This window comes from Alphaproteobacteria bacterium (assembly GCA_040216735.1).
GTDB lineage: Bacteria > Pseudomonadota > Alphaproteobacteria > SHVP01 > SHVP01 > CALJDF01.
In genome coordinates this window covers 1,053,874-1,078,544 of sequence record JAVJOO010000002.1, presented here as the reverse complement: position 1 = coordinate 1,078,544, position 24,671 = coordinate 1,053,874, and the positions used below count along the sequence as shown (strand labels likewise).

Sequence of the window (24,671 nt, the reverse complement as noted above, 5' to 3'; positions counted from 1 at the left end):
CGCAGACGCATCAGACCGGTTTGCGCGCGACCAGCGCCCAGACCCGGTGGGGGACCTCGACGGGGTCGACCGGAAACAACGCCTTCAGCATGTCGCCGTGTTCGGCATCGAATGCGTTGACGCCGTTGGGCGACAGGCTGGCCGCGATACCCGCGCTGGCGCGGATACGCCCGCGCCATGCGTCGTGGCTGTAGGGTACGGCAACATCGAACGAAAACGATTCGAGGTCGGCGAAACCGGCGCCGGTAAGATCGGCGAACCAGTCGGGGTAGATACCCTTGCCGCCGGCCAGTGCCCAGGCCGGGTTGTGCTTGAGGATGAGCCCTTCGGTCGCGGCCACCACGCTGCCCGGCAGGGGCAGCCAATCGAAATGCGCGATTGTGATAGCGCCCTCCGGGATCAGCACGCGGTAGACCTCGCGCGCCGCCGCCGCGCGGTCGAACCAATGCCAGCACTGACCGGCGCTGACAGCATCGAAGGCGGCCCCCGGAAGACCGGTGTCCTCGGCGCGGGCCACGCGGTAGTCGACGGTAACGCCGGCCGCGGCGTCGAGCGCGCGCGCCTGATCCAACATTGCGGACGCGGGGTCGATCGCCGTGACAGCCGCGCCGCGCCGGGCGAACTGGCGCGCCAGCGTGCCAGTCCCTGTGCCCAGATCCAGCACCCGGGCGCCATCGCCGCCGATTCCGAAAACCTCCAACCGGTCGAGCAACGCGGGCGGAAAGCCTGCGCGGTGGGTCGCGTAGTCCAAAGCGGTCTTGCCGAAATCGATGGTCCCCATGGCCCATCGTAGTCTGACCGCTTGCGGCGCACCATTCCGCCCGGATCGCCCCTGCCGGACGATTGTGTTTAGATGCGCGCCGGCGGAGGAGGCCGAGCGAACGACATGAGCGATCAGGCATGGCGGCCTGCGGGCGACCCCCCGGCCAAGGTTCAGTTCCAGCACAAGTTCTTCGCGTCGATGGAGAACCCGTATTTTCGTATTTCGCCGGAGACCGGGAAACCGGGGATGTACTTCCGCCTTGCCGACAACGCGGTGGTGCTGAATCTTCCCGGCATCAAACGCGAGTTCAAGCTGGACGACCACCCCGACGGGACCATGTTGGATTGGGTCGCGGCCAGCCTGCGTTTTGTCAAAGCGGTGATGGTGGGCGATGCGATCCCGGCCGAACTGCGGACCGGCGAAGCGTCGTGGCAAGTGGAGCCGCGCCACGTACAGATCGCCTATTCGAAACTGGCCGGCCAACTGATGGGCTGGATCTCCGGTGCCGGGTTCGACGTCACCGACGCCAAGATGCTGGAAGACATGGCGAACGATCCGGCCTTCAAGGAAGAGGTCACCGACGCCTTCGACCAAGCGGCCCAGGAATTGGGTCTCATGGGCACCGAGGGCCGTGAGCAGGTAGTGCGCCACATCGAACGGCTCGCGGCCGAATGGGCCTACGTCGAAGCGGTGCGCGAACGCTTCGCCAAGATCGTCAAACTGAAGACCAAGCTGGCGGAACTCGAGGGTAAATACCGCAACGACCAAATGGAGGCCGAACGTATCGGCCGCTGCCGCGCGCTGTTGGACGCCGGCGTCGAGGACTGGCACGCCCGCTTCCAAAGCGTCGATGCCGACCACGCCGACATGATGGGGGCGCTGCGCGACGTCGAGGCCAAGATCGGCATGCTGCGCGACACCCGCGACGACCTATGGCAACGGATGCTGGTGTGGGACGACTTGCTGCGGGAATGGGACTACGCGGTGATCAAACGCTCCGCCGAATCCCTCAAACTGACCGACAAGACCTACCGCTTCCTCGCCCCGCGGTTCATGGAAGTCGACGAATGGGTATTGCACAACACCCTGGTCGACGACAGCGGCGGCCAGTCGGGCGTGCAGTGGTAGTTACCCCACCACTTTCTTCTCGTATTCCACCAGCTCGTACACCGTCCCCTCCTTGTCGCCCTTAGCGACCATCTCGCGGACTAGGAAGCGTTCGGGGCCGTGGCACCAGATGTGGAGTTCCTTGCCGAAGGGGGTGTCCCAGGTGAAGCGCTCGCACTCGAAGGTCCCCGCCGGCACGTCGACGCGTTCGATGCCGTCGTAGCGCACCTTGCTCTCGAGCTTCATGCCGTGGCCGAGCGAGCGGCCGTTCCAGGTGTTGGACACGGTGTGGGTCAGGAGCGGTTGAAACTCTTTCGAATCGTTGCGCTCGATGAAGTTCATCTTCCAGGCTTCGTGTTGAATCGGGTGGAGGCCCACAGTCATCTTGGGCGGCGCGTCGAAGACCGCGTAGTCCATGTCGCTGTCGCCCTGCCACACCCAGGAATGCATTTTGTCGCCGATCACCCGCCGGATGATGGAGCCAGCGCATTCCTCTTTGAAGAAGAGCCGGCCAAAGGCCTCGATGGGGCGCCAGTCGGGCCCGTCAAGATGGTTCACGTCGCGCAGCAAATCGCCCTTGGGCGCGCGCGTCAGCGTGCGCATGGTGGCGCTGCCGTCGACGTTGCGGGTGACGGTAAAACGTTCGTAGTCGCTGCGGGTCCCGTCGGGTTCGACGATGTCCATCAGGCCGGCATGGATGACGAGCGTCATAGGGGTTCTCCGATGGATCCGGGGTTTCGGGGCAATCCTAGCGGGTCGGTGTAGCCGAGGAAACGGCAAGGCACCCAGAAGGGGCGGCGGTACGTGACAAGCTTGCGCCGCCCGGATAAGACCGGAGGGCCATTCGCAAGAGGTTAGTATGGACGCCATCCTCGTCGACAACCTGACCAAAACCTATAAGGGCGGCGTTAAGGCCCTCCAGGGCGTCTCGTTCGCGGTGCAGCCCGGCGAGATCTTCGGCCTGCTCGGCCCCAACGGGGCGGGCAAAAGTACGACCGTGCGCATCCTCGCCACCTTGACCCAGCCCGATGGCGGCAGCGCCGTCGTCGCCGGCCATGATGTTTTCAAGGACGCTGCCGGCGTGCGACGTTCGATTGGCTACGTCGCCCAGGCAACCGGCGTCGATCGCTGGGCGACCGGGCGAGAAAACCTGACGCTACAAGCGCAAATGCTGCGAGTGCCGACGCGCCAAGTCCGTGCGCGGGTCAGCGAAATGCTGGAATGGGTCAACCTGACCGACGCCGCCGCCAAGACGGTGAACACCTACTCGGGCGGGATGAAACGGCGCCTTGAGATCGCGATGGGGTTGGTGCACCGGCCGGCGGTATTGTTTCTGGACGAGCCGACCACCGGCCTCGACCCCGAGACGCGACGGGCACTGTGGCGCGATTTAGAACGACTGCGCGCTGAACGCAACATCGCGGTCCTGCTAACCACGCATTATCTCGAAGAAGCCGACGCGCTGTGCGACCGGTTGTCGATCGTCGACCACGGCCGCGTCGTTGCCGAGGGTACGCCCGAAGCCCTCAAGGCGGAAATCGCAGGCGATACCGTGACGTTGGATGTCGGCGAGGCTGTGGCGCAGGCGGCGGAGGTTCTTGGCACCGTCGAGGGCGTCCTCGAAGTGATCCCCGACGGCACGCTGGTCACCGTTCGGGTGCGCAACGGCGCCGCGGCCGTACCCGGCGTCGCGGCCGCATTGGACCGGGCCAACATCGCGGTACGGACGTTGCGCCTCGGCAGCGCATCGCTGGACGATGTCTATCTCAAACATACCGGGCATCATTACGACGCGGGCGCGAAGGCGCCCGTTGGAGCAAAGCCATGATTCTCTTCGTAGCCGATACCTGGCACCTGTGGCTGCGCTACATGCGCGCCACCATCCGCCTGCCGATCTGGATCGCGGTGACGCTGATCCAGCCGGTGATCTGGTTGACGCTCTTCGGTCAACTGTTCCGCCGCGTCGTCGAACTCCCAGGCTTCGAGACCGGCAGCTATATCGAGTTCCTATCGCCCGGTGTAATCATCATGACGGCGATGTTCTCAGGCGCTTGGTCGGGCATGGGGCTGATCGACGACCTGCACCACAACGTCATCGACCGGATGTTGGCAACGCCGCTCCATCGCGGCGCCATCATTGCCGCGCGCATCCTGCACGCCTCGTTCACGGTCGTGATCCAGTCGTTGATTATTCTGTTCCTCGCCCTTCTGTTGGGCGCGGGCTGGCCGAGCGTCGGCGGGACCATCGGCGTGTTGGTCGCGGCGGCGCTGGTCACGGCCGGCTTCACCGCGATGTCGACCGGCGTCGCGCTACTGGCCCGGCGCGAGGAAACCATGATCGCGGTGATCAACTTCTTCGGCCTGCCCCTGGCCTTTCTCTCCGCCACCTTCATGTCGGCGCAGTTGATGCCAGGTTGGATGCAAACGGTGTCCAAAGCCAACCCGGTGAACTGGGCGGTCAGCGCCGCTCGCCACGCGGTGCTCGGCACCGACCCCGGCGCGGTCTGGGTGAACAGCGGCCTGTTGCTGCTTTTCACACTGGTGATGGTGGTGCTGGCGACGGGCGCGTTCCAAATCTATCGGCGCTCGGCCTAGGCGCGCCGGGGCCGCGCCCAGACGTCTTAGGCGCTCCCCAAGGTCATCCGACCTAGGGAGCTAGACCCCTAGCTGCGGCGCTCGTACTGTTTGTTGCCGAAGTAGTTTTCCAGATGTTCTTTGGTTGGATTGTCGCGCTGGTCGGCGTCGGACATCCACGCCATGCCGCGTTGCACGGCTTCGCGGCCACCGACGGCCGCAAGCCACCGTTCGACATGGGGATAGGCGGCGATGTCGATCTCGCGACGCGAATAGGTAATCGCCCAGGGATAGGTCGCCACGTCGGCAATCGTGTATTCGTCGCCGGCGAGATATTCGACCTCCTTGAGACGGAAGTTGATGACGTCCAACAGGCGAAGAACTTCCCTGGTGTAGCGATCGATGGCGTAGGGCACTTTTTCGGGCGCGTAGTGGGTGAAATGGCCGTGCTGGCCCCACATCGGGCCGAAGCTCGCCATTTGAAACATGACCCACTCGCGGGTGATCCACATTTCCCGCGCGCTCTTCGGCATCAGCTTGCCCGACTTGCCGGCGAGGTATTCCAAAATCGTGCCGGATTCGAACAGCGCGAGGGGTTGGTTGTTGGGCCCTTCGTCGTCGACGATCGCCGGGATCTTATTGTTCGGATTGATCTTGAGAAACGCGGGCGTGAACTGCTCGCCCTTGGTGATGTCGAGGGGAATGACCTTATGCGCCAAGCCGGTTTCTTCCATCATGATGGAAATCTTGCGACCGTTGGGCGTCGGCCAATAGTAGAGGTCGATCATGCGCGGGCGTCCTTCGCACTGGTTTTCGGGGTTGCCCCACCCTACTCCCGCGGCGGCGTAAGGGGGAGCGCTTTAAGGCCCTCCGGCGCGTAGGTCTATTGCCGGTTCGGTCCATCGCCGGGCGGTGGGTCGTCCACCCTGGCGGCGTCCTCCTCCTCTTCGAGAATTTTTTCGACCGCTGCGGCCATGCGCGCACGTTCGGCGTCGCGCTCAACCACGGCGTCCTGGGTATCGCCCCAGCGTTGCAGGAAAGCGATCGCCGACACGACGCCCAGCACCAGGATGGCAACGGTCACGGCGGTCTGGGCCCGCTCCCAGGCACCGAACCGCGCCGCCAGCAGAAGCACAACCCACAGACCGACCAGGACGATCATTGCCGCGCGGGTGCGCAAGCGGTGCAGGATGCTCACCGGCCACGACCGACTGTGGGGCGCGGCCTAGACCGGCGGAAAACGTTTGTGCCAGTCGGTTTCATGTTGATAGGCGTGTCCGACCCGGCACAGCAGCTCTTCGTCAAGATGCCGGGCGACAAGTTGGAGCCCGAGCGGCATCCCAGCTTGGTTGAAGCCTGAGGGAATCGATAGGGTCGGACTGCCGGTCAGGTTGAAGGGCCCGGTAAACCGCAACAACCCGCCCTGATCTTCGATGTCGCCAATCGCATCGACGCTGATCTCCTGGGCCGGCGACGGCCACGAGGGGCACAGCAGCAAATCGATATCGTCGAACAGGGCACGCAGGCGTCCGCCAAACGCGAGGCCGCCGAGCCGAAGCGCCACGTAGTGCCGCGCGGCGATGGTGCTGCCGCGTTCCAACACGTCGCGGTAGACCGGCCCGAGCTTCTCCTTATGTGGTAACAGCGCATCGGCATGGGCGACCGCCGCTTCGACCGCGACTATGTCCGAAAAGTTGCCGATGAAATCGTCCATGGGCGGCACGGTAATGCGTTTGATTTCCGCCCCAAGTTTTTGAAAGACCGCTACCGACGCGATAATGGAATCGCGTAATTCCGGATCGACGCCGTCCGCGCAGTAGGCTTCATCAATACCGATGCGCACGCCTTTGACGTGCCGGTCGATCCGCACGAAGTAGTCGGGCACGCGATCGGTCAGGGACGTCGGGTCCGCCGGATCGTGACCGGCGATGACGGTCAGCATGGCGGCGGCATCGGCAACCGAGCGGGTCATCGGCCCGACGTGATCGAGGCTATCGGCCAGGGCGACGATACCGTTGCGACTCACCCGGCCCCAGGTCGGTTTGAGGCCGGTCACCCCGCACCACGCCGAGGGGAAGCGAATCGAGCCGCCGGTGTCCGAACCGAGCGAGCCGTAGGCCAGACCCGCGGCCATCGCGACCCCGGGGCCGGACGACGACAGACCGGTCAGATAGGCGGGGTTCCAAGGATTGACGGGCGTCGGCATGCCCGGCGCATGTTCGATGAAGGCCCCCTCGGTCATGGCCAGCTTGCCGAGCAATATCGCGCCGGCCTCGGCGAGACGCGTCACAACGGTGGCGTCCTGCTTGGGAATGCGGTCGCGCAACGCCATCGACCCGCCGGTCGTGGCAATGCCCTTGGTATCGCACAGGTCCTTAAGCGCGATCGGCACACCGTGAAGCGGTCCGCGCGGTTTGCCGCTTTCGATTTCGGCTTCGGCGCGCCGCGCCTGGCGCAGTGCCAGATCCTCGGTGACCGTGATGTAGGCGTTCAGCTTGGGGTCGAGCGCCTTGATCCGATCCAAAGCCGCTTGGGTGACCTCTACCGGTGAGTACGTACCCTTGCGATAGGCTTCTTGGAGTTCGGTGATGGTGAGGTAGTGGAGCGGGGTCATTTGGCAAATAGACTCGTTAGCTGTGAAACATCGGTGTCCTCGGCAAGACCGCGGATCAACGAACCGACCCGGGCTACGGGGAAGTCCGGGGTCGCCCCGGTCACTAGACCGGTGAATTTCTCTAGCAGCGCCGCTTCGTCCATCGGATTGGCCGGCGTCCCGTAGGAATCCATGACCTCCTTGTGCCGGCTCTTGCCGCCCTTGAACGTGACCTCTACCCAACTGCCGAAATGCGCCGGGAACGCCTTTTCGAGCTTGTCGTCGATCACCGCGCTGACTCGGTCGCCCATTGCCAGCACGCGGTCGTCGCCGAGGTTGTCGTCGGCAAAGACCTGTTCCGAATAAGGTCCCGCGACCAACGCCGCGCCTAGCACGAACGGAAGACTGTACTGCGCCGCCATCATCGACGTCGGTCGATACATCATGTGTTGGGTTTCGAAGACGGCGGGCCCGCCGACAACGATCTTCTCGATGTCGTCGTTGGCGGCGGCGAACCCGTCGGTCACCTCGCGCAACGCATCGATGGTCGAATGGAACAGACGGCACGAGGGATAGGGCTTGAAGCTGATTCGGTGGATTTCGTAAGGCGCCGCGGCGGGGCGGAGCAATCGGTCAAGGTCGGGCGACCCCGAAAACAGCTTGCACAGGCCATACAGACCGTCGAACGCCTGGGACGGCCCAGCGATCCCGAGCGCCGCCAACTGGGCCGCCATGGTGCCGTTGTGTGCACCGTAACCACCGTGCAACCGCTTGACGACGGTGCCGTGGGGGTCTTGCGAGAACTGCATGGAGCCGCCTGCCATCGACAGCATCAGACCCCAGGTTTCGACGATGCCTTGCGGCGACAGGCCGAGCAGCTTGGCTGCGGCGGTCGCGGCACCGAAGCCGCCGAACAGCGCGGTCGGGTGAAAGCCGTGGTGCATGATATCGGGACCGCACGCCATGCCGACCCGCGCCATTACCTCGTACCCGGCAACGATCGCGGGCAGGACGGCATTGCCGGGCAGCCCCTTTTCGCTGGCGATGGCCAGCGCAACGGCGATGACGATGGCGCCCGGATGGCTCATCCCTTCGTCATGGGTGTCGTCGTGCTCCAGCCCGTGCGCGCAGGTCGCGTTGACCATCGCCGCGACCGAGGGCGTCACGGTGAGGTCGCTGGCGAAAACGACGGCACGCCCGGTCCCACTGTAGGTCTGGGCATAGCGCTGCAAGGCCGCGCCCCAGGGCAGGAACGCCCCGCGGTAACACACCCCGAGGTGGTCGAGAATGAGTTTGTTGAGCTGCGCGCGGTCCGCGTCACTCAGGTCGGCCATGGTCAGCCCGGCGACCCAGTCCGCAAGCGCACGGGTCCGATCCTCGACGTTGGCTGCGTCCATTTAGGCGTCCTCCCTTGGCGGGTATGCTAGGGCGAAGGTCGGGAGCGGGCAACGCGGCCTGGCAAGAAAACGAATCCTTGGACGAAGCCCCGGCGCATCCCATTTAGAATGGCACCATGGGCCTGACCACCACCTTGATCGTCCTTGCGGCTTCGGCCGCCGCCTTTGCGATTGCGCTGTTTCAGCATCGGCGCCCCCGCGAGCTCGGCGAGGTTACAATGCTGCCCTACGGCGGCATCCAGTTCGCCGCTCTCGTCGTCGCCGTTTTGATGGTGGCGCATTTGCTTTCGCTATGGTCCGGCACACCCCTAATCGGCCGCTTTAGCGGCGGCGGCTTCTAGACACCGGGAGATACCCTGCCTCTGAGTTCTCACGTAAGTCTCCCCTGCAATCCTCACACTTTGATTCCGGTTGGACCGCGTCCTCTTCTAAGTTGCAGGGGAACTCAGTCAGGACGCATCCATGATTCCTTGGAACGACAGAAGCGGACAGTTTTCGGCCTTCAAACTGGCGGTGCTGGTTGCCGCCGTTGCACCGGGCCTCTATGTCGGCGGCGCTCTTGCAACCGGAATGCTGGGGGCAAAACCGATCGAAGCGGCGACCCATGAGACCGGCCTTTGGACCATCCGGTTCTTGGCGATCACGCTGGCGATCACGCCACTTCGCCGCGTAGCCGAGTGGCGGCGCCTGATTCATGTCCGCCGCATGCTGGGTGTCGCGACATTCTGCTACGCGTTCGCCCATCTCCTGCTGTATGTCGCCGACCAAAAGTTCAATCTTGGCCGCGTCGCCAGCGAAATCGCCGCCCGTTTTTACCTGACGATCGGATTTGTCGGCGTCTCGGGGCTAGCCGTTCTTGCTGCGACCTCGACGGATGGCGCCATTCGCGCGCTCGGCAAAAAATGGACCCACCTTCATCGCGCCGTCTACGTCATCGCGGCGATCGGACTGGCCCATTTTTTCATCCAGTCGAAGATCGACGTGAGCGAAGCCACGGTGATGGCTGGTATCTTCGGCCTTCTGATGGTCTATCGGTTGGCAAAACGCCTCGGGATAAAGCTCACGCCGCTGTCGCTGTCGCTCATCGCTGTTAGCGTCGCTTGCCTGACAGCCGGCCTCGAGGTCGCCTGGTATGCCGCCGCGACCGGCGTCGATCCCATCCGAATCCTGCAAGCCAACCTCGACTTCTCCTTTATGATCCGCCCGACTTGGTGGGTGTTGGCGGTCGGCCTAATCTTTGTGCTGGCGTCGCTCAGCACCGGTATCGAATGGCCGCGATTGCGCCGGACTTCGACAGAGGCTGCGCGTTGAGTGGGTCACGCCGTCCAACCATGACGTGCGACCTAGCGACCGTAGCAGGAACTTGATTCCGATCAGCGTGACGCCACCTATTGCCTGACATTCTGTGCCGGGAAGGCCGCACCTGCGGCCACCGTGCTGCAAGGGAAGACGATGGCAATCCGGGACCCCTATGAAGTATTGGGCGTAAAGAAGGACGCGAGCGAAGAGGACATTCGCAATGCCTATCGCGCCCTTGCGAAAAGCTATCACCCCGACCTCAATCCGGGGGATGCCGGTGCGGAGAGCCGATTCAAGGACGTGCAAGGGGCCTACGACATTGTGGGCGACCCGAAAACCCGCGCCAAGTTCGACAAAGGCGAAATCGACGCCAGCGGGCAGGAACGCCCGCAGCGGCAGTACTACCGCGACTTTGCCGATGGTGGCGGTCCGGGCGCTCGCCACTACACGTTCCGCGACGGACAAAACCCGGAGGACTTCGAGGATCTGAACGATTTCTTCGCCCATGCCTTCGGCGATCGCGCCTCACGCGGCGGTGCCACACCCGGACGTGACGTTCGCTATGAACTGACCGTCGATTTCCTCGACGCGATCAACGGCACGAAAAAACGTGTAACCATGCCCGACGGCAAGGCCCTCGATATCTCGATTCCGCTAGGTGCGACCGACGGGCAGGTTCTGCGATTACGCGGCAAAGGCCTCCCCGGCATTGGCGGCGGGCATCCCGGCGATGCATTGGTGGCGTTGCGAGTCGCACCCCACCGGTTGTTTCGACGCGACGGCAACGACATCCACGTCGATCTTCCGATTACCCTCGGAGAGGCCGTGCTGGGCGCGAAGGTCGACGTTCCGACACCTACCGGTTCGGTCGTTCTGACAATCCCAGCCAACAGCAATACGGGCAAGGTTCTACGGCTTCGCGGCAAGGGCGTGCCCAACCGCCGCGGCGACGGGCATGGCGACCTTTACGTCGCGCTACGGGTCATCCTGCCCGAAAAGGCAGACCCGGACCTGAAGGCATTCATAGAGACGTGGACGCGCGAACATCCCTACGAAGTCCGGCAATCGATGGAGCGGGCGCGATGAACGAGAATGACCTTCTGGCCGCGATTTTTGACTTGCGGCGGCACGACCTTGAGGTGTGGTGCGCGCGTGGCTGGGTTAAACCGGCGGCAAGCGGTGGAGCAACGGAGTATCGAGCCGTCGATGTTGCGCGCGTTCAGTTGATTTGTGAAATGCGCCGCGACTTGGCCGTCAATGACGATGGCATTGCCGTCGCGCTCGGCCTCATGGACCAGCTCTATGAGGCGCGTGCCCGCCTTCATGCGTTGGGCGAGGCTGTTATGCGCCAGCCCGACGACGTGCGAACTCAAATCGAAGCGTCGGTGCGAAAAACCTTGGGGGGATAGCCGTGGAAAAGAAGACAGAGTTTCACCTCTGGTACTTCGTCGTTGCGTTCGCGGCGATACTCTTGTTTCAGGCTTGGTGGCAACAGAGCCAGACCGTCGAAACGATCCCCTACAGCCAATTCCAAGTGTTGGTCAGCGGTGGCAACGTGGGCGAGGTCAAGGTCAGCCCCTCGCGGATCACCGGCACCTTCAGCAGCCCCGAAGACGGCAAGACCCGGTTCGTCACGACCCGGGTCGAGCCGGACCCCAATCTTTTGGCGACGTTGCGCGACAGCGGCGTGGTCTTTACCGGCACCAGCGACAGCAACCTCGTGCGCGACATTCTGTCGTGGATATTGCCGATCGCCGTCTTCTTCGGAATCTGGATGTTCATGTTCCGGCGGATCGCCGACCGCCAGGGCCTTGGCGGTTTGACCACGATCGGCAAAAGCAAAGCGAAGGTCTACGTCGAGAAGGAAACCAGCGTTAGCTTCAAAGACGTCGCCGGTGTCGACGAAGCGAAGGGCGAGCTTGAAGAAATCGTGTCGTTCCTGCGCACCCCGGACGACTACGGCCGATTGGGTGCACGCATTCCAAAAGGCATCCTCTTGGTCGGCCCGCCCGGTACCGGCAAAACATTGCTCGCCCGTGCCGTGGCAGGCGAGGCCGGGGTACCGTTCTTTTCGATCAGTGGGTCGGAGTTCATCGAGATGTTCGTCGGCGTCGGGGCCGCGCGCGTCCGCGACCTATTCGAGCAAGCCCGCCAATCGGCGCCGGCGATCATCTTCATCGACGAGCTCGACGCCCTGGGCCGCGCCCGCGGCGCCGTCAATATCGGCGGCGGACACGACGAGCGCGAACAGACGCTGAACCAACTCCTGTCCGAACTCGACGGGTTCGACCCAAGCCAGGGCGTCGTCTTACTTGCCGCCACCAATCGCCCGGAAATTCTCGACCCCGCGCTCCTACGAGCGGGCCGTTTTGACCGCCAAATCTTGGTCGACCGACCGGATAAGATCGGGCGCGAGCAAATCTTGCGCGTCCACATCAAGAAGATCCGCCTCGACGCCGATATCGCGCTCGAAGAGGTAGCCGAACTGACGACCGGGTTTACCGGCGCCGACCTGGCAAACCTCGTCAATGAGGCTGCGCTATTAGCGACGCGGCGGCGCGCTGAGGTTGTGTCTCTTGAAGATTTCACAGCAGCCATCGAGCGCATCGTCGCCGGCTTGGAGAAAAAGAACCGCCTGCTCAACCCAAAGGAAAAGGAGATCGTGGCCCACCACGAAATGGGACACGCCCTCGTGGCGCTATCCCTCCCGACAACCGACAAGATCCACAAGGTTTCAATCATTCCGCGCGGCATCGGCGCGCTGGGCTACACCATCCAAAGGCCCACCGAAGACCGATATTTGATGACTCGCGATGAGCTCGCCGACAAGGTTTCCGTTCTGCTCGGCGGGCGCGCCGCTGAGCAGATCGTTTTCGGCAAGCTGTCCACGGGCGCCTCCGACGACCTGGCGAAGGCCACCGATATCGCGCGGAGCATGGCGACCCGATACGGCATGGACGAAACGTTGGGGAACGTAGCGTACGAAACCGATCGAACAACTTTTCTTGGGACGAGCGAACGGCAGACTTATTTTGAACGCCAATTCAGCGAGGAAACGGCGCGCGAAATCGACGAGGCGGTAAAGGCCATTCTCGACGGCGCTTATGCTGGCGCACGCGACATCTTGGAGCGCAACCGAGCATTACTGGAATCCTGTGCTGCCCGCCTAATGGAGAAAGAAACCTTGAGCGAAACCGACCTTGCAGCGTTGACGCAAGGGCTCGTGGCCCGGGAAACCGAGCGGCGCCTTGCCAACGGTTGACCCGGATCAACGCAAACGATCCCCCGTTGATGGAGCATGAAAGAATGATCGGCAGGTTCATAGCGGTTGGCGTCGTTGCGACTGCGCTGGCATCGGCGGCGCACGCACAGGACGTTCAGCAGGGCAACTCAGATTCGGGCAAACGTTTGGCACTGGAGTTGTGCTCGGGATGCCATGTCGTCGCACTGGACCAACAGCGCCCGGCAATCGATGTCGTCCCCGCTTTCGCGACGATTGCCAACGATCCCGACACAACGGCGTTTCGGTTGCGGGTGTTCTTGCACGATACGCCGCATCCGGTCATGCCTAACTACATCTTCACGGACAAAGAAGTGGACGACCTGATCGCCTACATCCTCAGCTTACGCCAGTCGTGAGCGTTTCGACGGACCGCAGCGGTCAGGCGACCGGTATTTCGGCCAACGCCTCTTCGAGTTCGTAGAAGCTTGGCTTGAGTTTAGACGGGACCGCCTGGCGCCCGATCTCAACCGAGATTTGCGGCGAGTTGCCGTGTAAGTGAGCGACCATGACGTCCTTAATAACGTTGTAGAGCATCCCGTCCTCGTCGATCACGCCCTTCAACCGCGACGCAAGCGGGCCAACCACGCCGTAAGCCAGCAGCACACCTAGAAACGTGCCGACCAGCGCGCCACCAATCAGAAATCCCAGAATCTCGGGCGGCTCCGAAATGCTCGCCATCGTTTTGATCACGCCGAGCACCGCCGCCACGATGCCAAGCGCGGGGAGCGCGTCGGCCATGCCCTGCAACGCATCCGATGCCTTGATCTCCTCGTGGTGGTGTTTTTCGATTTCCTTATCCATGATCTCTTCGATCTGGTGGACATCGTCGAAATTCATGGTCGTCATGCGCAGATAATCGGTGATCAACTCGATCGCGAAATGATCGCCGAGGATCCTCGGATATTCGGTGAAGATCGCGCTTTCTTCAGGATTTTCGATGTGGGCTTCGAGCGCGATGGGGCCTTTTGTCCGCACCATTTTCGAGATCGCGAAGAGCAGGCTAAGGCTGTCCTGGTAGTCCTGCTTCTTCCACTTGGACCCTTTGATTGTGCGTCCGATGCCCTTGAGGCCTTTCCCGGCTACGGTGCCGCCATTCGACGCAAGGAACGATCCAACCGCGGCGCCCCCGATCATCATCCCTTCGAAGGGCAGCGCATGGAGAATGATGCCCATCTTGCCGCCTGACAGGACATAGCCACCAAAAACACCGACAAAAACGACTATGAGTCCGACGAGGGTAAGCATGCGGGAATCCCGTACAACTGCACGGTTATTATTCGCCAGCATAGGAACCCGCGCAACCCGCAACAAACCGAATCGCTAAAGCGTGACCGCCGAGTTGACGCCCATGAACGGAAAATCGTCGCGTTTTATGGTTAACGTCGCGCGACGCCAAGACAACCTGCTCCCCGTTTGTCCTTACCTATGGCGGCAGCGGCGGTGATCGCACTAAGGTTGGCCGAAGGGGAAATCATGACGACAGACATCACGGTGAGTTCGACGGTCGACGTTACGTGGCTGGCGGAACAGACCAAAGGCTCGGCGACGATCGAGATCGAGTTCGGCGGGGTAGCGCAAAGCGCCCCTGTCCATATCGGATTTGCTGTCCAGCAGCTCGCCCAAGCGCGGGCGGCGGCACGAGTTATTGCGTCTTTTTTTCTCCTCCTTGCCCGAGAAACCGCCGTCAGCGCGAGCGATCAAGCTTACGAAGTGAGCCTCGGCGACAACGGGTCCGCAGTGACCCTAGAGGTGCGCCCGGACGTGCGGCCCGTCACTGCCTTTCCCCTAACGGTTGCCGTGAGCGAGGATTGCAATACCCGCGCGGCCGCCGCCGACGAGGCCGCTGCAACCTTAATCGACGCGATCGATCGATATCTGACCGAACATGGACCGGCGACCGACGAGGCACTCGTGCGCCTACAGCCGGCGAAATCCTATTACCCGGAGGTCCTCCACCTCGCGATCCAGCGACTCGGCACCCTTTAGCGACCACTGGGCGAACACACCCGAGGCCATTGTGGCCGGGTCGCGGGCAAGTGCTAGCATCCGCGGAAATTGAGCGCCGCGACCGGCTCGGAGGAGATCGACGTGAAATATTCCTATACCCACCATATGCCCTACACCGGTATTGACCGCTCCGGGCAGGACTGGCCGGTCCCCAACAAGCAATTCAACGCCAAAGACGGGGTCGGGATGTTCAACCGATACGTCGAGGACAAGATCTACGCCGAACAGACCGGTTTCGACTGGATCGGCTGCAACGAGCATCACATGAGCCCGTACGGCCTGATGCCCAACCCTAATTTGGTCGGCGCGGTGATCGCCAATCGCACCAAGAAAGCCGGCATTCTGCAGTCGGGCAATATCATTCCGATCGTCAACCCGATCCGTGTCGCCGAGGAATACGCGATGCTCGACGTCATGAGCGGCGGGCGACTGGTCGCTGGCTTCATGCGGGGTATCCCGCACGAATACGTCGCCTACAACGTTTCGCCCGATGAATCCTATGCCCGCATGGAAGAAGCCGTTGCGTTGATCAAGAAGGCTTGGTCCGAGCCCGAACCCTTCGGATGGGAGGGCGAGTTCTACCAATACCGCGCCGTGTCGATCTGGCCCAAGCCGGTGCAGCAACCCTTCCCGACGATGGTAATGTCGGCGACAAGCGAACGCTCGACCCGACTCGCGGCAAAACACCGCGCTATCGCCGGCATCTTGGCGCTCACCGACATGGACGACGGGCGCGCCAACATCAACCGATTCAAACAGTTCTCGCGCGAAGAAGGTTGGGAACCGACCAACGACCACATCATGGTGGGCGTCACATGTTGCATCGCCCCGACCTACGAGGAAGCGAAAAAGATTCTGGAGACTGGTCAAGAATATTTCTTCGGCGTGCTGGGCGGCGGCATTCGTACCGCCCAACAGTTGGTCGTGCAGAAAACCCGCTACTATGGGTCTGCCGAAGAAAGCGCCAAGCTGCGCGGCAAGTTCGTCAATATGCGCTCCGGCATGAAGACCCGCACCTTCGACGAACGCGTCGAAATGGGCCTGATGATCTGCGGCACGCCCGAGATGGCAGTGGAACAGATCACACGCCTGCACAGCGAGTTGGGGATGGGTCGACTTGGCCTCACCATCAAGGTCGGCAATATCGACGACGATCACGTCACGCGGACCCAAGACTACTTGCGTGACATCGTTTTCCCGGCGACCCGCCACCTCGGCGAGTCGGTGGACCCGGCCCAAGCGGCCGAGTAGGCCAGCACCCTTCCCGTCGAAGCGAGGGACCATGCGGTTCTCCTATACCCATCACATGCCCTACACCGGGGTGGACGAATCCGGACAGGATTGGCCCGTTGCCAACAAGCAGTTCGACCCGAAGCTCGGGGTCGAAATGTTCCGCCGCTATATCGACGACAAGATCTATGCCGAACAGGCAGGTTTCGATTGGATTGGCTCGAACGAACACCACTTCAGCCCCTACGGCATGATGCCCAACCCCAATCTCGTGGGCGCGGTGTTGGCAAATCGCACGACGCGGGCGGGCATCCTGCAGTCGGGAAACATCGTCCCCATCACCAACCCGATCCGCGTGGCCGAAGAATATGCCATGCTCGACGTGATGAGCGGGGGCCGTTTGATCGCCGGATTCATGCGCGGCATTCCACACGAATACGTCGCGTATAACGTTTCACCCGACGAGAGTTACGGCCGAATGGCCGAAGCCATTGCACTCATCAAGAAGGCCTGGTCGTCGCCCGAACCCTTCGGCTGGGAGGGCGAATTCTACCAGTTCCGCGCGGTATCGATTTGGCCGCGGCCGGTTCAACAGCCGTATCCGCGCATGATGATGTCTGCCTCAAGCGACGCTTCGGCCAAACTTGCCGCGGAGGCAGGATCGTCAGCGGGCTTCTTGCGGATCGTCGACTTTGAAACAACCCGTCGTCAGATCCAGGTTTATAAGGATCACGCCCGTCTCTGCGGCTGGGTCCCCGCACCGGACGACATCATGATCGGGATGAACTGCTGCATCGCACCCACCTATGAAGAGGCGAAGGAAATCCTTCAGGCCGGACAGAAATACTTCTTCGGCGTCCTCGGCGGCGGTATTCGCACCGCACAGCAGCTCGTCATTCAGAAGACGCGATATTTCAAGGACGAGAACGCTGCCGAAAAGTTCATCAAGAAAGCGGCGGTTCAGAAGGAAGTATCATTCGACGAGCGGGTCGAGCAGGGCTTGATCGTTTGCGGCACGCCCGAAATGGCCATTGCACAGATCAAGCGCATCCACAGCGAGCTTGGCAACGGTCGCATGAATCTCAGCGTGAAGATCGGCAACATTGCCGACCATCACGTCACGCGAACCTTGGACTACCTGCGCGATATCGTCTTCCCAGCCGTCCGCGGCCTGGGCGAAGACCGCGATCCGGCGCAGGCAGCCGAATAAGAATCAACCGGGAGAACGGCTTTGTTTAAAGAGAAAACCAGCAAGCTTGCCAAAGGCAGTATCAAATATCACACGGGCGGTTCTGGGCGGCCATTGGTCCACCTCCACGGCGCCGGCGGGGTACGACCCAACGCCGGCCTGGAAGCGCTGGCGAAGAACCTGACCGTCTATATGCCCGTTCTGCCGGGATTCGACGGATCCTCGGAACTACCGGGCATCGATTCGATGGAGTCGCTCGCCGATCTCGTCGCCGATTTCATCGACCAAGAAATCGGCGAGGCCGCCGACGTTGTCGGGGTCTCGTTCGGCGGATGGCTCGCGGCATGGTTGGCCGTGCGCCACCCGACCAAGGTCGGCCAGCTTTGCCTCGAAAATCCTGCAGGCTTCCGGCCGAAATCCGCACCGAAGCCCAGCGACGATCCCGAGATCCGCAAACATCAAATGTATGCCTATCCAGACCGGCTGCCGCCGGAAACGAAATCCGACGCGGTTCTCGCGAAGAACAGGTCGATGTTGAGCCATTATCACGGCGCAACCAGCTTCGATGAAAAGCTTGCGGGCCAACTCGGCAAGATCGAATGCCTGACGATGATCATGCATGGGACACGGGATGGGCGTGTACCCGAAGAAGCGGTTCAGTTGCTAAAGCGCGACATTCCACGTTCGCACCTCATTTACGTGTACGATGCAGCCCACAGCATCGAGACAGACCAGCCCGCCCGCTTTGCCCACCTCCTCGCCGACTTCATGGAACGGGCCGAAGCGTTCTTGGTTAATCAAGGTACCCCGGACGGCAGGCCGCAGCAGGTTCTCTAGCTGCAGACGCCGCGCACGCCGTCGCTTTACGGCGACGCCGATTGACCGACGGGCCGTTCGCCCCTTAGGCTTGCGCCGAACGATGCAATTGCGTCTGGCGTCACACCGATTGGGGATCGGGGCCAGGCCGCGGCGCGCGTACGCGGAGAGCCGATGACCCCTGAAGAATTGGTCGACATTCTCAAGAAGCACCACCACTTCGTGGCGGGCCGCTTCAACCTCGGCCAACGCGCAACCCTCAAGAACGCCCGACTCCGCGGGCTGAAATTGCCAAAAATCGTGCTCCAAGGGGCAATTTTGGCGGGTGCCGACTTAAGTCACTGCGTGCTCACCCAGGCCGACCTGAGCTTTGCCGATCTGTTTTGCGCCGATCTTTCGTTCGCCGATCTGCGGGGTGCGAACCTGACTAGAGCCGACCTGCGCGGCGCGGTCCTGCACGGCGTGAAGCTCCAGGGCGCCAATTTATCGGAAGCCGACCTCCGCGCCGGGACGATGATCGATGCCAACGAAACGCGCGGCGATGTCGTCGACCTCACCGACGCGAACTTGGACGACGCCAACCTCGAAGACACTAAGTTGAAAAAAGCCCGGATGACGCGGAGCAGTATTAAGAACGCCAACCTCACCCGGGTCGGGATGGACGAGGTCGATTTGACCGGCGCGGATCTGACCGGCGCCAACCTGTCGGCGGCTCAGTTGAAGAACGCAAACATGACGGGTGCCAACCTGACGAACGCCAACCTCGATCAAGCGCGGGTTCAGGGCGCGAATATGCAAGGGGCCTTGCTCGCCGGCGTCGATCTAACCCTCGCAAACTTGACCGATGCCAAGGTTTCGCTCGGCACCGCGCGGCTCGCGGTCGACATTCAACGGATGCTGCGCGACCACGCCCTGTGGATCGATTCGAACGGCGGCGAAGGTGCGCGGGCCGATTTAGCAGGTCAAGACCTGAGCCACGAAGACCTGCGCAACGTCTATTTGAGCGGCGCCAACATGCGCGAATGCAACCTGGCAGGCTCCGACCTTTCCGATAGCACGCTGGAACTCGTCGATTTCGCTAACGCCAATTTGGAGGGAACGAGTTTGCGCCGGTCGGTCCTGCGCGGCGCCAGCTTGAAGGGCGCGAAGATGAAAGAATGCATCTTGACCTACGCTGACTTGAGCCCGATCGAACTAACCGGGCCGGAAGGCAAACGGACGGGGCAGATTCGCAAGACCGACCTGAGCGGTGCAGACCTGCAAAGCGCCGACCTGTTTCGGACCTTGTTGCAGGACGCCGACCTCAAAGGGGCCAATCTGGTCGGTACAATCTTGGAGCCGAAAAAGAAGGACGAAATCACCGAATACGACAAAGCGTTTGGGACCGGAGAAGAGGCCGCTACGGACGAGGCAGACGAGTGACCGCACCGTCGCCCAAGGCGCGCCAACGACGTTTGGCCGAAAAAGTCGACCCTCGCAATACCGCGCTTGTCGTGATCGATATGCAAAACGACTTTTGCGCCAAGGACGGGTTTTTCGGGCAGCGCGGGGCCGATTTGTCGCGAATGCCGGTTGTGGCCGCCCGCATCGACGATCTCGTTGCCGAGGCGCGGCGGCAGCGCATGTTGATCCTGTGGGTCCGTGCGCATTACGACGATATCGTCATGGGCAATCCGATGGGCGAGGTTCTCAATCGCCCGGGACGAACGTCGGGTAGCTGTATTGCCGGGACGTTCGGCGCCGACTGGTACGGGACTCTGCGCCCCAACGATGCCGAGAACGAAATCGTTGTGACTAAGCATCGCTATAGCGCCTTTTGGGATTCCCCGATCGACCTATACCTGCGCAGCAACGCGATCGAGAATCTCGTCGTCACCGGGACAAGCACCGACGTTTGCGTCGAATCGACGGTCCGTGACGCGTTCTTTCGAAACTATTTCATTGTCGTGCCCAGCGACGCGACCTACTCCTCACCCGACCGGCATGCGGAGGCGCTCGGCAATATCGCCCGGCTGTTCGGCGAGACCCCGACATCGGACGATGTCCTCGCGGTATGGACCGAATCGGACCCCAAGGGCCGGCGCTCGTGGACGCCCGAGGCCAAAAAGGCGCGCGCGCCGGATGGCTTCGAATCGGTGGTCGATCCAAGGCACACCGCCCTGGTCATCGTCGATATGCAGAACGATTTCTGCCATGCCGACGGCGTGATGGGACGGCACGGCGAAGACCTCTCCGACTTTCCGGACACGATCGATGCCATCAAAGGACTGCTCGATTCCGCCCGCGCATGCGGCGCCCTGGTGATTCATGTCCAGGGGTTGAACATGGCCAGCGCCCGTGCCGGCGGCCACCGGGGCCTCGTGAGCGAAGACGAGAAGGTCATGCAGTTGACCCTGCCCGAAACCTGGGGCGCGGCGCAGGTCGATGCGTTGGCCCCCATCGACGGCGAAGAAATCGTTCCTAAACATCGCTATAGCGGATTTACCGACACCCGGATGGAGACGCTTTTGCGAACGAACGGTATTCGCACCCTCGTCGTCACCGGCACCGCGACGCAAACCTGCGTCGAGTCAACGGTCCGCGACGGTCAAATGCGCGACTACCGGATTGTCCTGCCGCGCGACGGCGTGGCGTCTCGCGGACGACATGCCCATCTCAAAGAAGCGTCGCTCGAGACCATGGGGCTTTACTTTGCCGATGTCGTCGCGGCCGGCGAGATTTCCGCCGCCTGGTCGGCACGACGAATTAATCGCTAGCCTCCCCCACTCTCTCGAACTCTCGGCGCCCTTCGCCTTTACCGATAATTAACCTTCGCACGCCCAAACTGACGCTGGTTGAGTCGCGATCTGAGCAGAACGCCGCGCGGCTCGCCATCGTAGTGCAGCAAGGATTGGGCGCGCGCCATGGTTCAAGGGCTATCGATACTGACGAACGTCGGCGCGATGACGGCGCTACAGCAACTCAATGCCACCAACAAGAAACTGCAGAATACCCAACTCCGCATCACGACGGGCCTGAAGGTCAACGGCCCCAAGGACGACGCGGCAACCTTCCAGATTGCGCTGCGCCTGCGCGGCGACATTGCCGGCACCAAGGCTGTAAAAACGGCGCTCGCCAATGGCGAGGCCACGACCAATGTCGCGATCTCAGCAGGCAAGGCGATCGCCGACCTGTTGATCGAGATGAAGGCCAAGATCGTACAGGCGAATCAGGCGGGCCTCGACTCCGCGTCACGCACGGCTCTAAACAGCGATTTCACCGCCCTGCGGGAGCAAATCTCGACCATCGTCGCAACGGCGGAATTCAACAACCTCAACCTCATTTCGTCCGGCGCCACGACGACAAGCGTTCTCAGCACGGCGGAGGGCAGCGTCATTGCCGTCAGCGCCCAGAGCATGGACACCTCGACGCTAGGTATCGCCAGCATCGATTTGACGACGAGCGCCGGCGCGTCAACGGCTTTGACGGCGATCGATTCCGCCATCACGACGGTTGCCGATAAACTCGCCTCGTTGGGCTCGGCAGCCAACCGAATCGAGGTCCAGACCGAGTTCACCACCTCGCTCATCGACATTCTTACGGCAGGGCTTGGCAACCTAGTCGATGCCGACTTAGCCGAAGAGGCGGCGAGCTTGACCGCTCTGCAGGTCCAGCAGCAGTTGGGCGTTCAGTCCCTGTCGATCGCAAACGCCGCGCCAAGCACCATCCTATCGCTCTTCCAGGGTTAGCACGCCAGACGCTACCGCGCCCTCCAGCCGATACGCCAGCGGCATCGGACCTATTTTTTTGGCCCCGCTATCGCACCGTCACGCCGTGATGCACACTCCGCCGCATGGACTTCCAAGAACTCCTTGAACGGGTGGCGACAAAGGCCGCACCGGCATTGGCGCGGGGCAAAGTCGCGTCCTATATCCCAGCGCTCGCTGAGGTCAGGCCCGAACAATTCGGCATTGCCCTTGCGGCGGTAGACGGCGACTCCGCGACCCGGGGCGACGCCAACGTCGCGTTCTCCGTTCAGAGTATTTCAAAGGTCTTCACCCTGATGCTGGCAATTCGGCATGTGGGCGACGATCTATGGGCGCGAGTCGGGCGTGAACCGTCTGGCTCGGCATTCAATTCGCTCGTCCAATTGGAGACCGAACACGGGATCCCGCGAAACCCTCTGATCAACGCGGGCGCCATTGTTATCGCCGATATCCTCCTCAGTCATACCCGCGACGCTAAAAAGATGCTGCTCGACTTCGTCCGCGCGCTCAGCGGCAACCCCGAAGCCCGCTACGATTCCGAGGTTGCGGCATCGGAGCGAGAGACCGGTTATCGCAACGCGGCTTTAGCGAATTTTCTTAAGTCCCAAGGCAATTTGGTCCACCCCGTCGACGACGTTCTGGATCTTTACTTTCATCAATGCGCGCTATCGTTGCGGTGCACCGACCTTGCGCGCGCCTTCCTACCGCTTGCCAATGGCGGCTTTTCGCCATTGTTAGGGGAAGCCGTCCTCACTAAGCAGCAGGCCAAACGCATTAACGCCCTCATGATGACGTGCGGCCTATACGACGCCGCCGGCGATTTTGCCTACCGCGTCGGACTGCCCGCCAAGAGCGGCGTCGGCGGCGGAATCGCGGCCGTCCTGCCACGGGAATTCGCTGTGTGTGTGTGGAGCCCCGCACTCGAGGAATCGGGCAACTCAAGCGCCGGTGTTGCCGCCCTTGAGGCGTTGACTTCCATCCTGGGGCGCTCGGTATTCTAGCGACGCTTCAACATGAACAAAGCTTAATCCACGCGATAGATCGGCTTCATGTTCGATCTCTACATGGATGTCACCGGGCCCTGCTCCCTGCTACCGCCCGAACAGCATGTTGAGAGGAAGTTATGATCACCCGAAAGAACCGTCTTCTGCGTACCAGCGCCTTGACCGCGGCAGCGCTCGCGACCGGCGCCCTCCTCGTCTTCGGCGCCCCTGAGTCGTTGCGCGCCGCGTCCCCCCTCAGCCCACCCGCCGAGGTGGCCGTCCAGGCGATGCCCAACTTCGCCGACGTGACCGAGGCCGTGGCCCCGGCGGTCGTCAATATCCAGGTCACCCAAAAGATGTCTCCACAGGCGGCCCAGTCGGCGGGCGCGCCGCCCGAACTGCCGGACGGTCTCAAACGGTTCTTCGGTGAAGAATTCAGCGAACGGTTTGGCCAGCGCGCGCCGGAGTCGCGTGGCCCGCAACAGACCCAAGGGCTGGGATCGGGGTTCATTATTTCGCCAGACGGCTACATCGTCACCAACGACCACGTTGCCGGCGAGGCCGATAAGATCGTCGTGACGCTCCAGGACGGCCGGGAGTTCACCGCCACCCGGCTCGGGCGCGATCCGAAGACCGACCTTGCCCTGCTGAAGATCGACGGTCGAGACTTACCGTTCGTGACGTTCGCGGACGCGACGCCGCGCGTCGGCGAGTGGGTGATTGCCGTCGGCAGCCCCTTCGGATTGGGCAACACCGTCACGGCTGGGATCGTCTCGGCGCATGGTCGTAGCCTCGGCCCTAACGGCCCCTACGACGGGTTCATGCAAATCGACGCGGCGATCAACCGGGGGAACTCCGGTGGCCCCGCGTTCAACCTCAAGGGAGAGGTTGTCGGCGTCAACACCGCGATCTTCTCGCCGACCGGGGGCAATGTCGGCATTGGTTTCGCCGTACCGGCCGAGACCGCAAAGGCGGTGATCGCCCAACTTCAGAAATCCGGGGTTGTTGAGCGGGGCTGGTTGGGGGTCAGCATCCAAGCGGTATCGCCGGACATTGCCGAGAGCCTCGGATTGGAGACGCCCAGGGGGGCGTTGGTCTCGAACGTGGTATCCGATAGCCCCGCCGCGCAGGCCGGTCTAAAGGTCGGCGACCTTATCGTCGGGGTGGATCGATCCGTCATCGAATCGGTGCGCGACCTGCCGAAAGCGATCGGAACCATGGCACCTGACACCGTTGCCAAACTGAAAATCATCCGCGGCGGCCGTGAGCTTGGAATGAACGTCACCGTCGGTGCGTCGCCCGATACACTTGGGTTAGCCCAAGTCGCGCACCCCGAAGAGAACGCGGGACAATTGGGGATGGCTCTTGCCAGCTTGGATCCGGCCAAACGCCGGGCGTTCGATATCGACGACTCGGTTTCCGGCGTGATCGTTACCGACATCGACCCCGATGGGCCTGCCTTCGAAAAAGGGGTCCGGCCCGGCGACGTCATTGTCGCCGTCGGTGACGACAACGTGACAAGGCCAGCCGATGTGGTGAAGGGCATCGCAGTGGCCAAGGAACAAAAGCGCAAAGCGGTGCTCGTTCTCATAAGCCGCGCCGGTCACGAACAGTTTATCGCGCTACCGCTCGGCGTCGCGTGACAGGACAGGACGATGTCGGCCTACCGGTCCGGCATCGTCCT

General features: G+C 62.3%; 25 protein-coding genes. 18 read left to right on the top strand and 7 right to left on the bottom strand.

What is annotated here, in order from left to right; translation table 11 throughout:
* Positions 1 to 10: 10 nt before the first annotated feature.
* Complete coding sequence (locus RID42_06520) at positions 11 to 781, bottom strand: class I SAM-dependent methyltransferase (protein ID MEQ8247319.1); 771 nt, start codon at positions 779 to 781, stop codon at positions 11 to 13.
* 105 nt (positions 782 to 886) lie between these two features.
* Here RID42_06520 and RID42_06515 point away from each other — a divergent pair, with 105 nt between their 5' ends.
* The gene (locus RID42_06515; protein ID MEQ8247318.1) at positions 887 to 1,891 is read left to right on the top strand and encodes a hypothetical protein; all 1,005 of its coding nucleotides are present in this window, start codon (positions 887 to 889) and stop codon (positions 1,889 to 1,891) included.
* Here RID42_06515 and RID42_06510 read toward each other — a convergent pair whose 3' ends face one another.
* Positions 1,892 to 2,581 (bottom strand): hypothetical protein, encoded by a 690-nt coding sequence (locus RID42_06510; GenBank protein ID MEQ8247317.1) that lies wholly within the window; start codon positions 2,579 to 2,581, stop codon positions 1,892 to 1,894. It abuts the gene before it with no gap.
* A 148-nt stretch (positions 2,582 to 2,729) separates the two neighbouring features.
* Between RID42_06510 and RID42_06505 the strand changes: the two genes are divergently transcribed.
* Positions 2,730 to 3,698: an ATP-binding cassette domain-containing protein gene (locus tag RID42_06505; protein ID MEQ8247316.1), complete on the top strand. Its 969-nt coding sequence runs from the start codon at positions 2,730 to 2,732 to the stop codon at positions 3,696 to 3,698.
* Entirely contained in the window at positions 3,695 to 4,465 is a 771-nt protein-coding gene (locus RID42_06500) for an ABC transporter permease (protein MEQ8247315.1), read from the top strand. The genes RID42_06505 and RID42_06500 overlap by 4 nt, the downstream gene beginning before the upstream one ends.
* A 68-nt stretch (positions 4,466 to 4,533) precedes the next feature.
* On the opposite strand, the gene RID42_06495 is transcribed toward RID42_06500, so the two are convergent.
* The 4 genes from RID42_06495 to RID42_06480 form a co-directional block, all read right to left on the bottom strand.
* Entirely contained in the window at positions 4,534 to 5,232 is a 699-nt protein-coding gene (locus RID42_06495; GenBank protein MEQ8247314.1) for a glutathione S-transferase N-terminal domain-containing protein, read from the bottom strand.
* Positions 5,233 to 5,327: 95 nt separating this feature from the next.
* Entirely contained in the window at positions 5,328 to 5,642 is a 315-nt protein-coding gene (locus RID42_06490; GenBank protein MEQ8247313.1) for a hypothetical protein, read from the bottom strand.
* A 27-nt stretch (positions 5,643 to 5,669) separates the two neighbouring features.
* Complete coding sequence (locus RID42_06485; protein MEQ8247312.1) at positions 5,670 to 7,058, bottom strand: amidase; 1,389 nt, start codon at positions 7,056 to 7,058, stop codon at positions 5,670 to 5,672.
* Positions 7,055 to 8,434, bottom strand: a complete 1,380-nt coding sequence (locus RID42_06480; protein ID MEQ8247311.1) for an MmgE/PrpD family protein — start codon at positions 8,432 to 8,434, stop codon at positions 7,055 to 7,057. The genes RID42_06485 and RID42_06480 overlap by 4 nt, the downstream gene beginning before the upstream one ends.
* Before the next feature lie 116 nt (positions 8,435 to 8,550).
* Between RID42_06480 and RID42_06475 the strand changes: the two genes are divergently transcribed.
* The 6 genes from RID42_06475 to RID42_06450 all read left to right on the top strand — a co-directional run bounded on the left by RID42_06475 (position 8,551) and on the right by RID42_06450 (position 13,372).
* The gene (locus RID42_06475; protein ID MEQ8247310.1) at positions 8,551 to 8,775 is read left to right on the top strand and encodes a hypothetical protein; all 225 of its coding nucleotides are present in this window, start codon (positions 8,551 to 8,553) and stop codon (positions 8,773 to 8,775) included.
* A gap of 121 nt (positions 8,776 to 8,896) precedes the next feature.
* Positions 8,897 to 9,745: a protein-methionine-sulfoxide reductase heme-binding subunit MsrQ gene (locus RID42_06470; protein MEQ8247309.1), complete on the top strand. Its 849-nt coding sequence runs from the start codon at positions 8,897 to 8,899 to the stop codon at positions 9,743 to 9,745.
* 141 nt (positions 9,746 to 9,886) lie between these two features.
* A complete protein-coding gene (locus RID42_06465) occupies positions 9,887 to 10,819 on the top strand; it encodes a DnaJ C-terminal domain-containing protein (protein MEQ8247308.1) in 933 nt (310 codons plus the stop codon).
* Entirely contained in the window at positions 10,816 to 11,142 is a 327-nt protein-coding gene (locus RID42_06460; GenBank protein ID MEQ8247307.1) for a chaperone modulator CbpM, read from the top strand. The genes RID42_06465 and RID42_06460 overlap by 4 nt, the downstream gene beginning before the upstream one ends.
* Positions 11,143 to 11,144: 2 nt before the next feature.
* Positions 11,145 to 12,995 carry an ATP-dependent zinc metalloprotease FtsH gene (ftsH, locus tag RID42_06455; GenBank protein ID MEQ8247306.1) on the top strand — a complete coding sequence of 617 codons (1,851 nt, stop codon included), beginning with the start codon at positions 11,145 to 11,147 and terminating at the stop codon, positions 12,993 to 12,995.
* Between the two features lie 44 nt (positions 12,996 to 13,039).
* Complete coding sequence (locus RID42_06450) at positions 13,040 to 13,372, top strand: cytochrome c (GenBank protein MEQ8247305.1); 333 nt, start codon at positions 13,040 to 13,042, stop codon at positions 13,370 to 13,372.
* A 22-nt stretch (positions 13,373 to 13,394) separates the two neighbouring features.
* On the opposite strand, the gene motA is transcribed toward RID42_06450, so the two are convergent.
* Positions 13,395 to 14,261 (bottom strand): flagellar motor stator protein MotA, encoded by an 867-nt coding sequence (gene motA / locus RID42_06445; protein MEQ8247304.1) that lies wholly within the window; start codon positions 14,259 to 14,261, stop codon positions 13,395 to 13,397.
* Positions 14,262 to 14,489: 228 nt separating this feature from the next.
* Here motA and RID42_06440 point away from each other — a divergent pair, with 228 nt between their 5' ends.
* The 9 genes from RID42_06440 to RID42_06400 all read left to right on the top strand — a co-directional run bounded on the left by RID42_06440 (position 14,490) and on the right by RID42_06400 (position 24,630).
* Positions 14,490 to 15,002, top strand: a complete 513-nt coding sequence (locus RID42_06440) for a hypothetical protein (GenBank protein MEQ8247303.1) — start codon at positions 14,490 to 14,492, stop codon at positions 15,000 to 15,002.
* Positions 15,003 to 15,104: 102 nt separating this feature from the next.
* The gene (locus RID42_06435) at positions 15,105 to 16,274 is read left to right on the top strand and encodes an LLM class flavin-dependent oxidoreductase (protein MEQ8247302.1); all 1,170 of its coding nucleotides are present in this window, start codon (positions 15,105 to 15,107) and stop codon (positions 16,272 to 16,274) included.
* Positions 16,275 to 16,305: 31 nt separating this feature from the next.
* Positions 16,306 to 17,463: an LLM class flavin-dependent oxidoreductase gene (locus RID42_06430; protein ID MEQ8247301.1), complete on the top strand. Its 1,158-nt coding sequence runs from the start codon at positions 16,306 to 16,308 to the stop codon at positions 17,461 to 17,463.
* 21 nt (positions 17,464 to 17,484) lie between these two features.
* Positions 17,485 to 18,279 (top strand): alpha/beta hydrolase, encoded by a 795-nt coding sequence (locus RID42_06425; protein MEQ8247300.1) that lies wholly within the window; start codon positions 17,485 to 17,487, stop codon positions 18,277 to 18,279.
* A 153-nt stretch (positions 18,280 to 18,432) separates the two neighbouring features.
* Complete coding sequence (locus tag RID42_06420; protein MEQ8247299.1) at positions 18,433 to 19,680, top strand: pentapeptide repeat-containing protein; 1,248 nt, start codon at positions 18,433 to 18,435, stop codon at positions 19,678 to 19,680.
* The gene (locus tag RID42_06415; GenBank protein ID MEQ8247298.1) at positions 19,677 to 21,014 is read left to right on the top strand and encodes an isochorismatase family cysteine hydrolase; all 1,338 of its coding nucleotides are present in this window, start codon (positions 19,677 to 19,679) and stop codon (positions 21,012 to 21,014) included. The genes RID42_06420 and RID42_06415 overlap by 4 nt, the downstream gene beginning before the upstream one ends.
* A 147-nt stretch (positions 21,015 to 21,161) precedes the next feature.
* Entirely contained in the window at positions 21,162 to 21,986 is an 825-nt protein-coding gene (locus tag RID42_06410; protein MEQ8247297.1) for a flagellin, read from the top strand.
* Between the two features lie 104 nt (positions 21,987 to 22,090).
* Complete coding sequence (locus RID42_06405; protein ID MEQ8247296.1) at positions 22,091 to 23,005, top strand: glutaminase; 915 nt, start codon at positions 22,091 to 22,093, stop codon at positions 23,003 to 23,005.
* A 122-nt stretch (positions 23,006 to 23,127) separates the two neighbouring features.
* On the top strand, positions 23,128 to 24,630 hold the full coding sequence (locus RID42_06400; protein ID MEQ8247295.1) for a DegQ family serine endoprotease: 1,503 nt from the start codon (positions 23,128 to 23,130) through the stop codon (positions 24,628 to 24,630).
* The last annotated feature ends 41 nt before the right edge of the window (positions 24,631 to 24,671 follow it).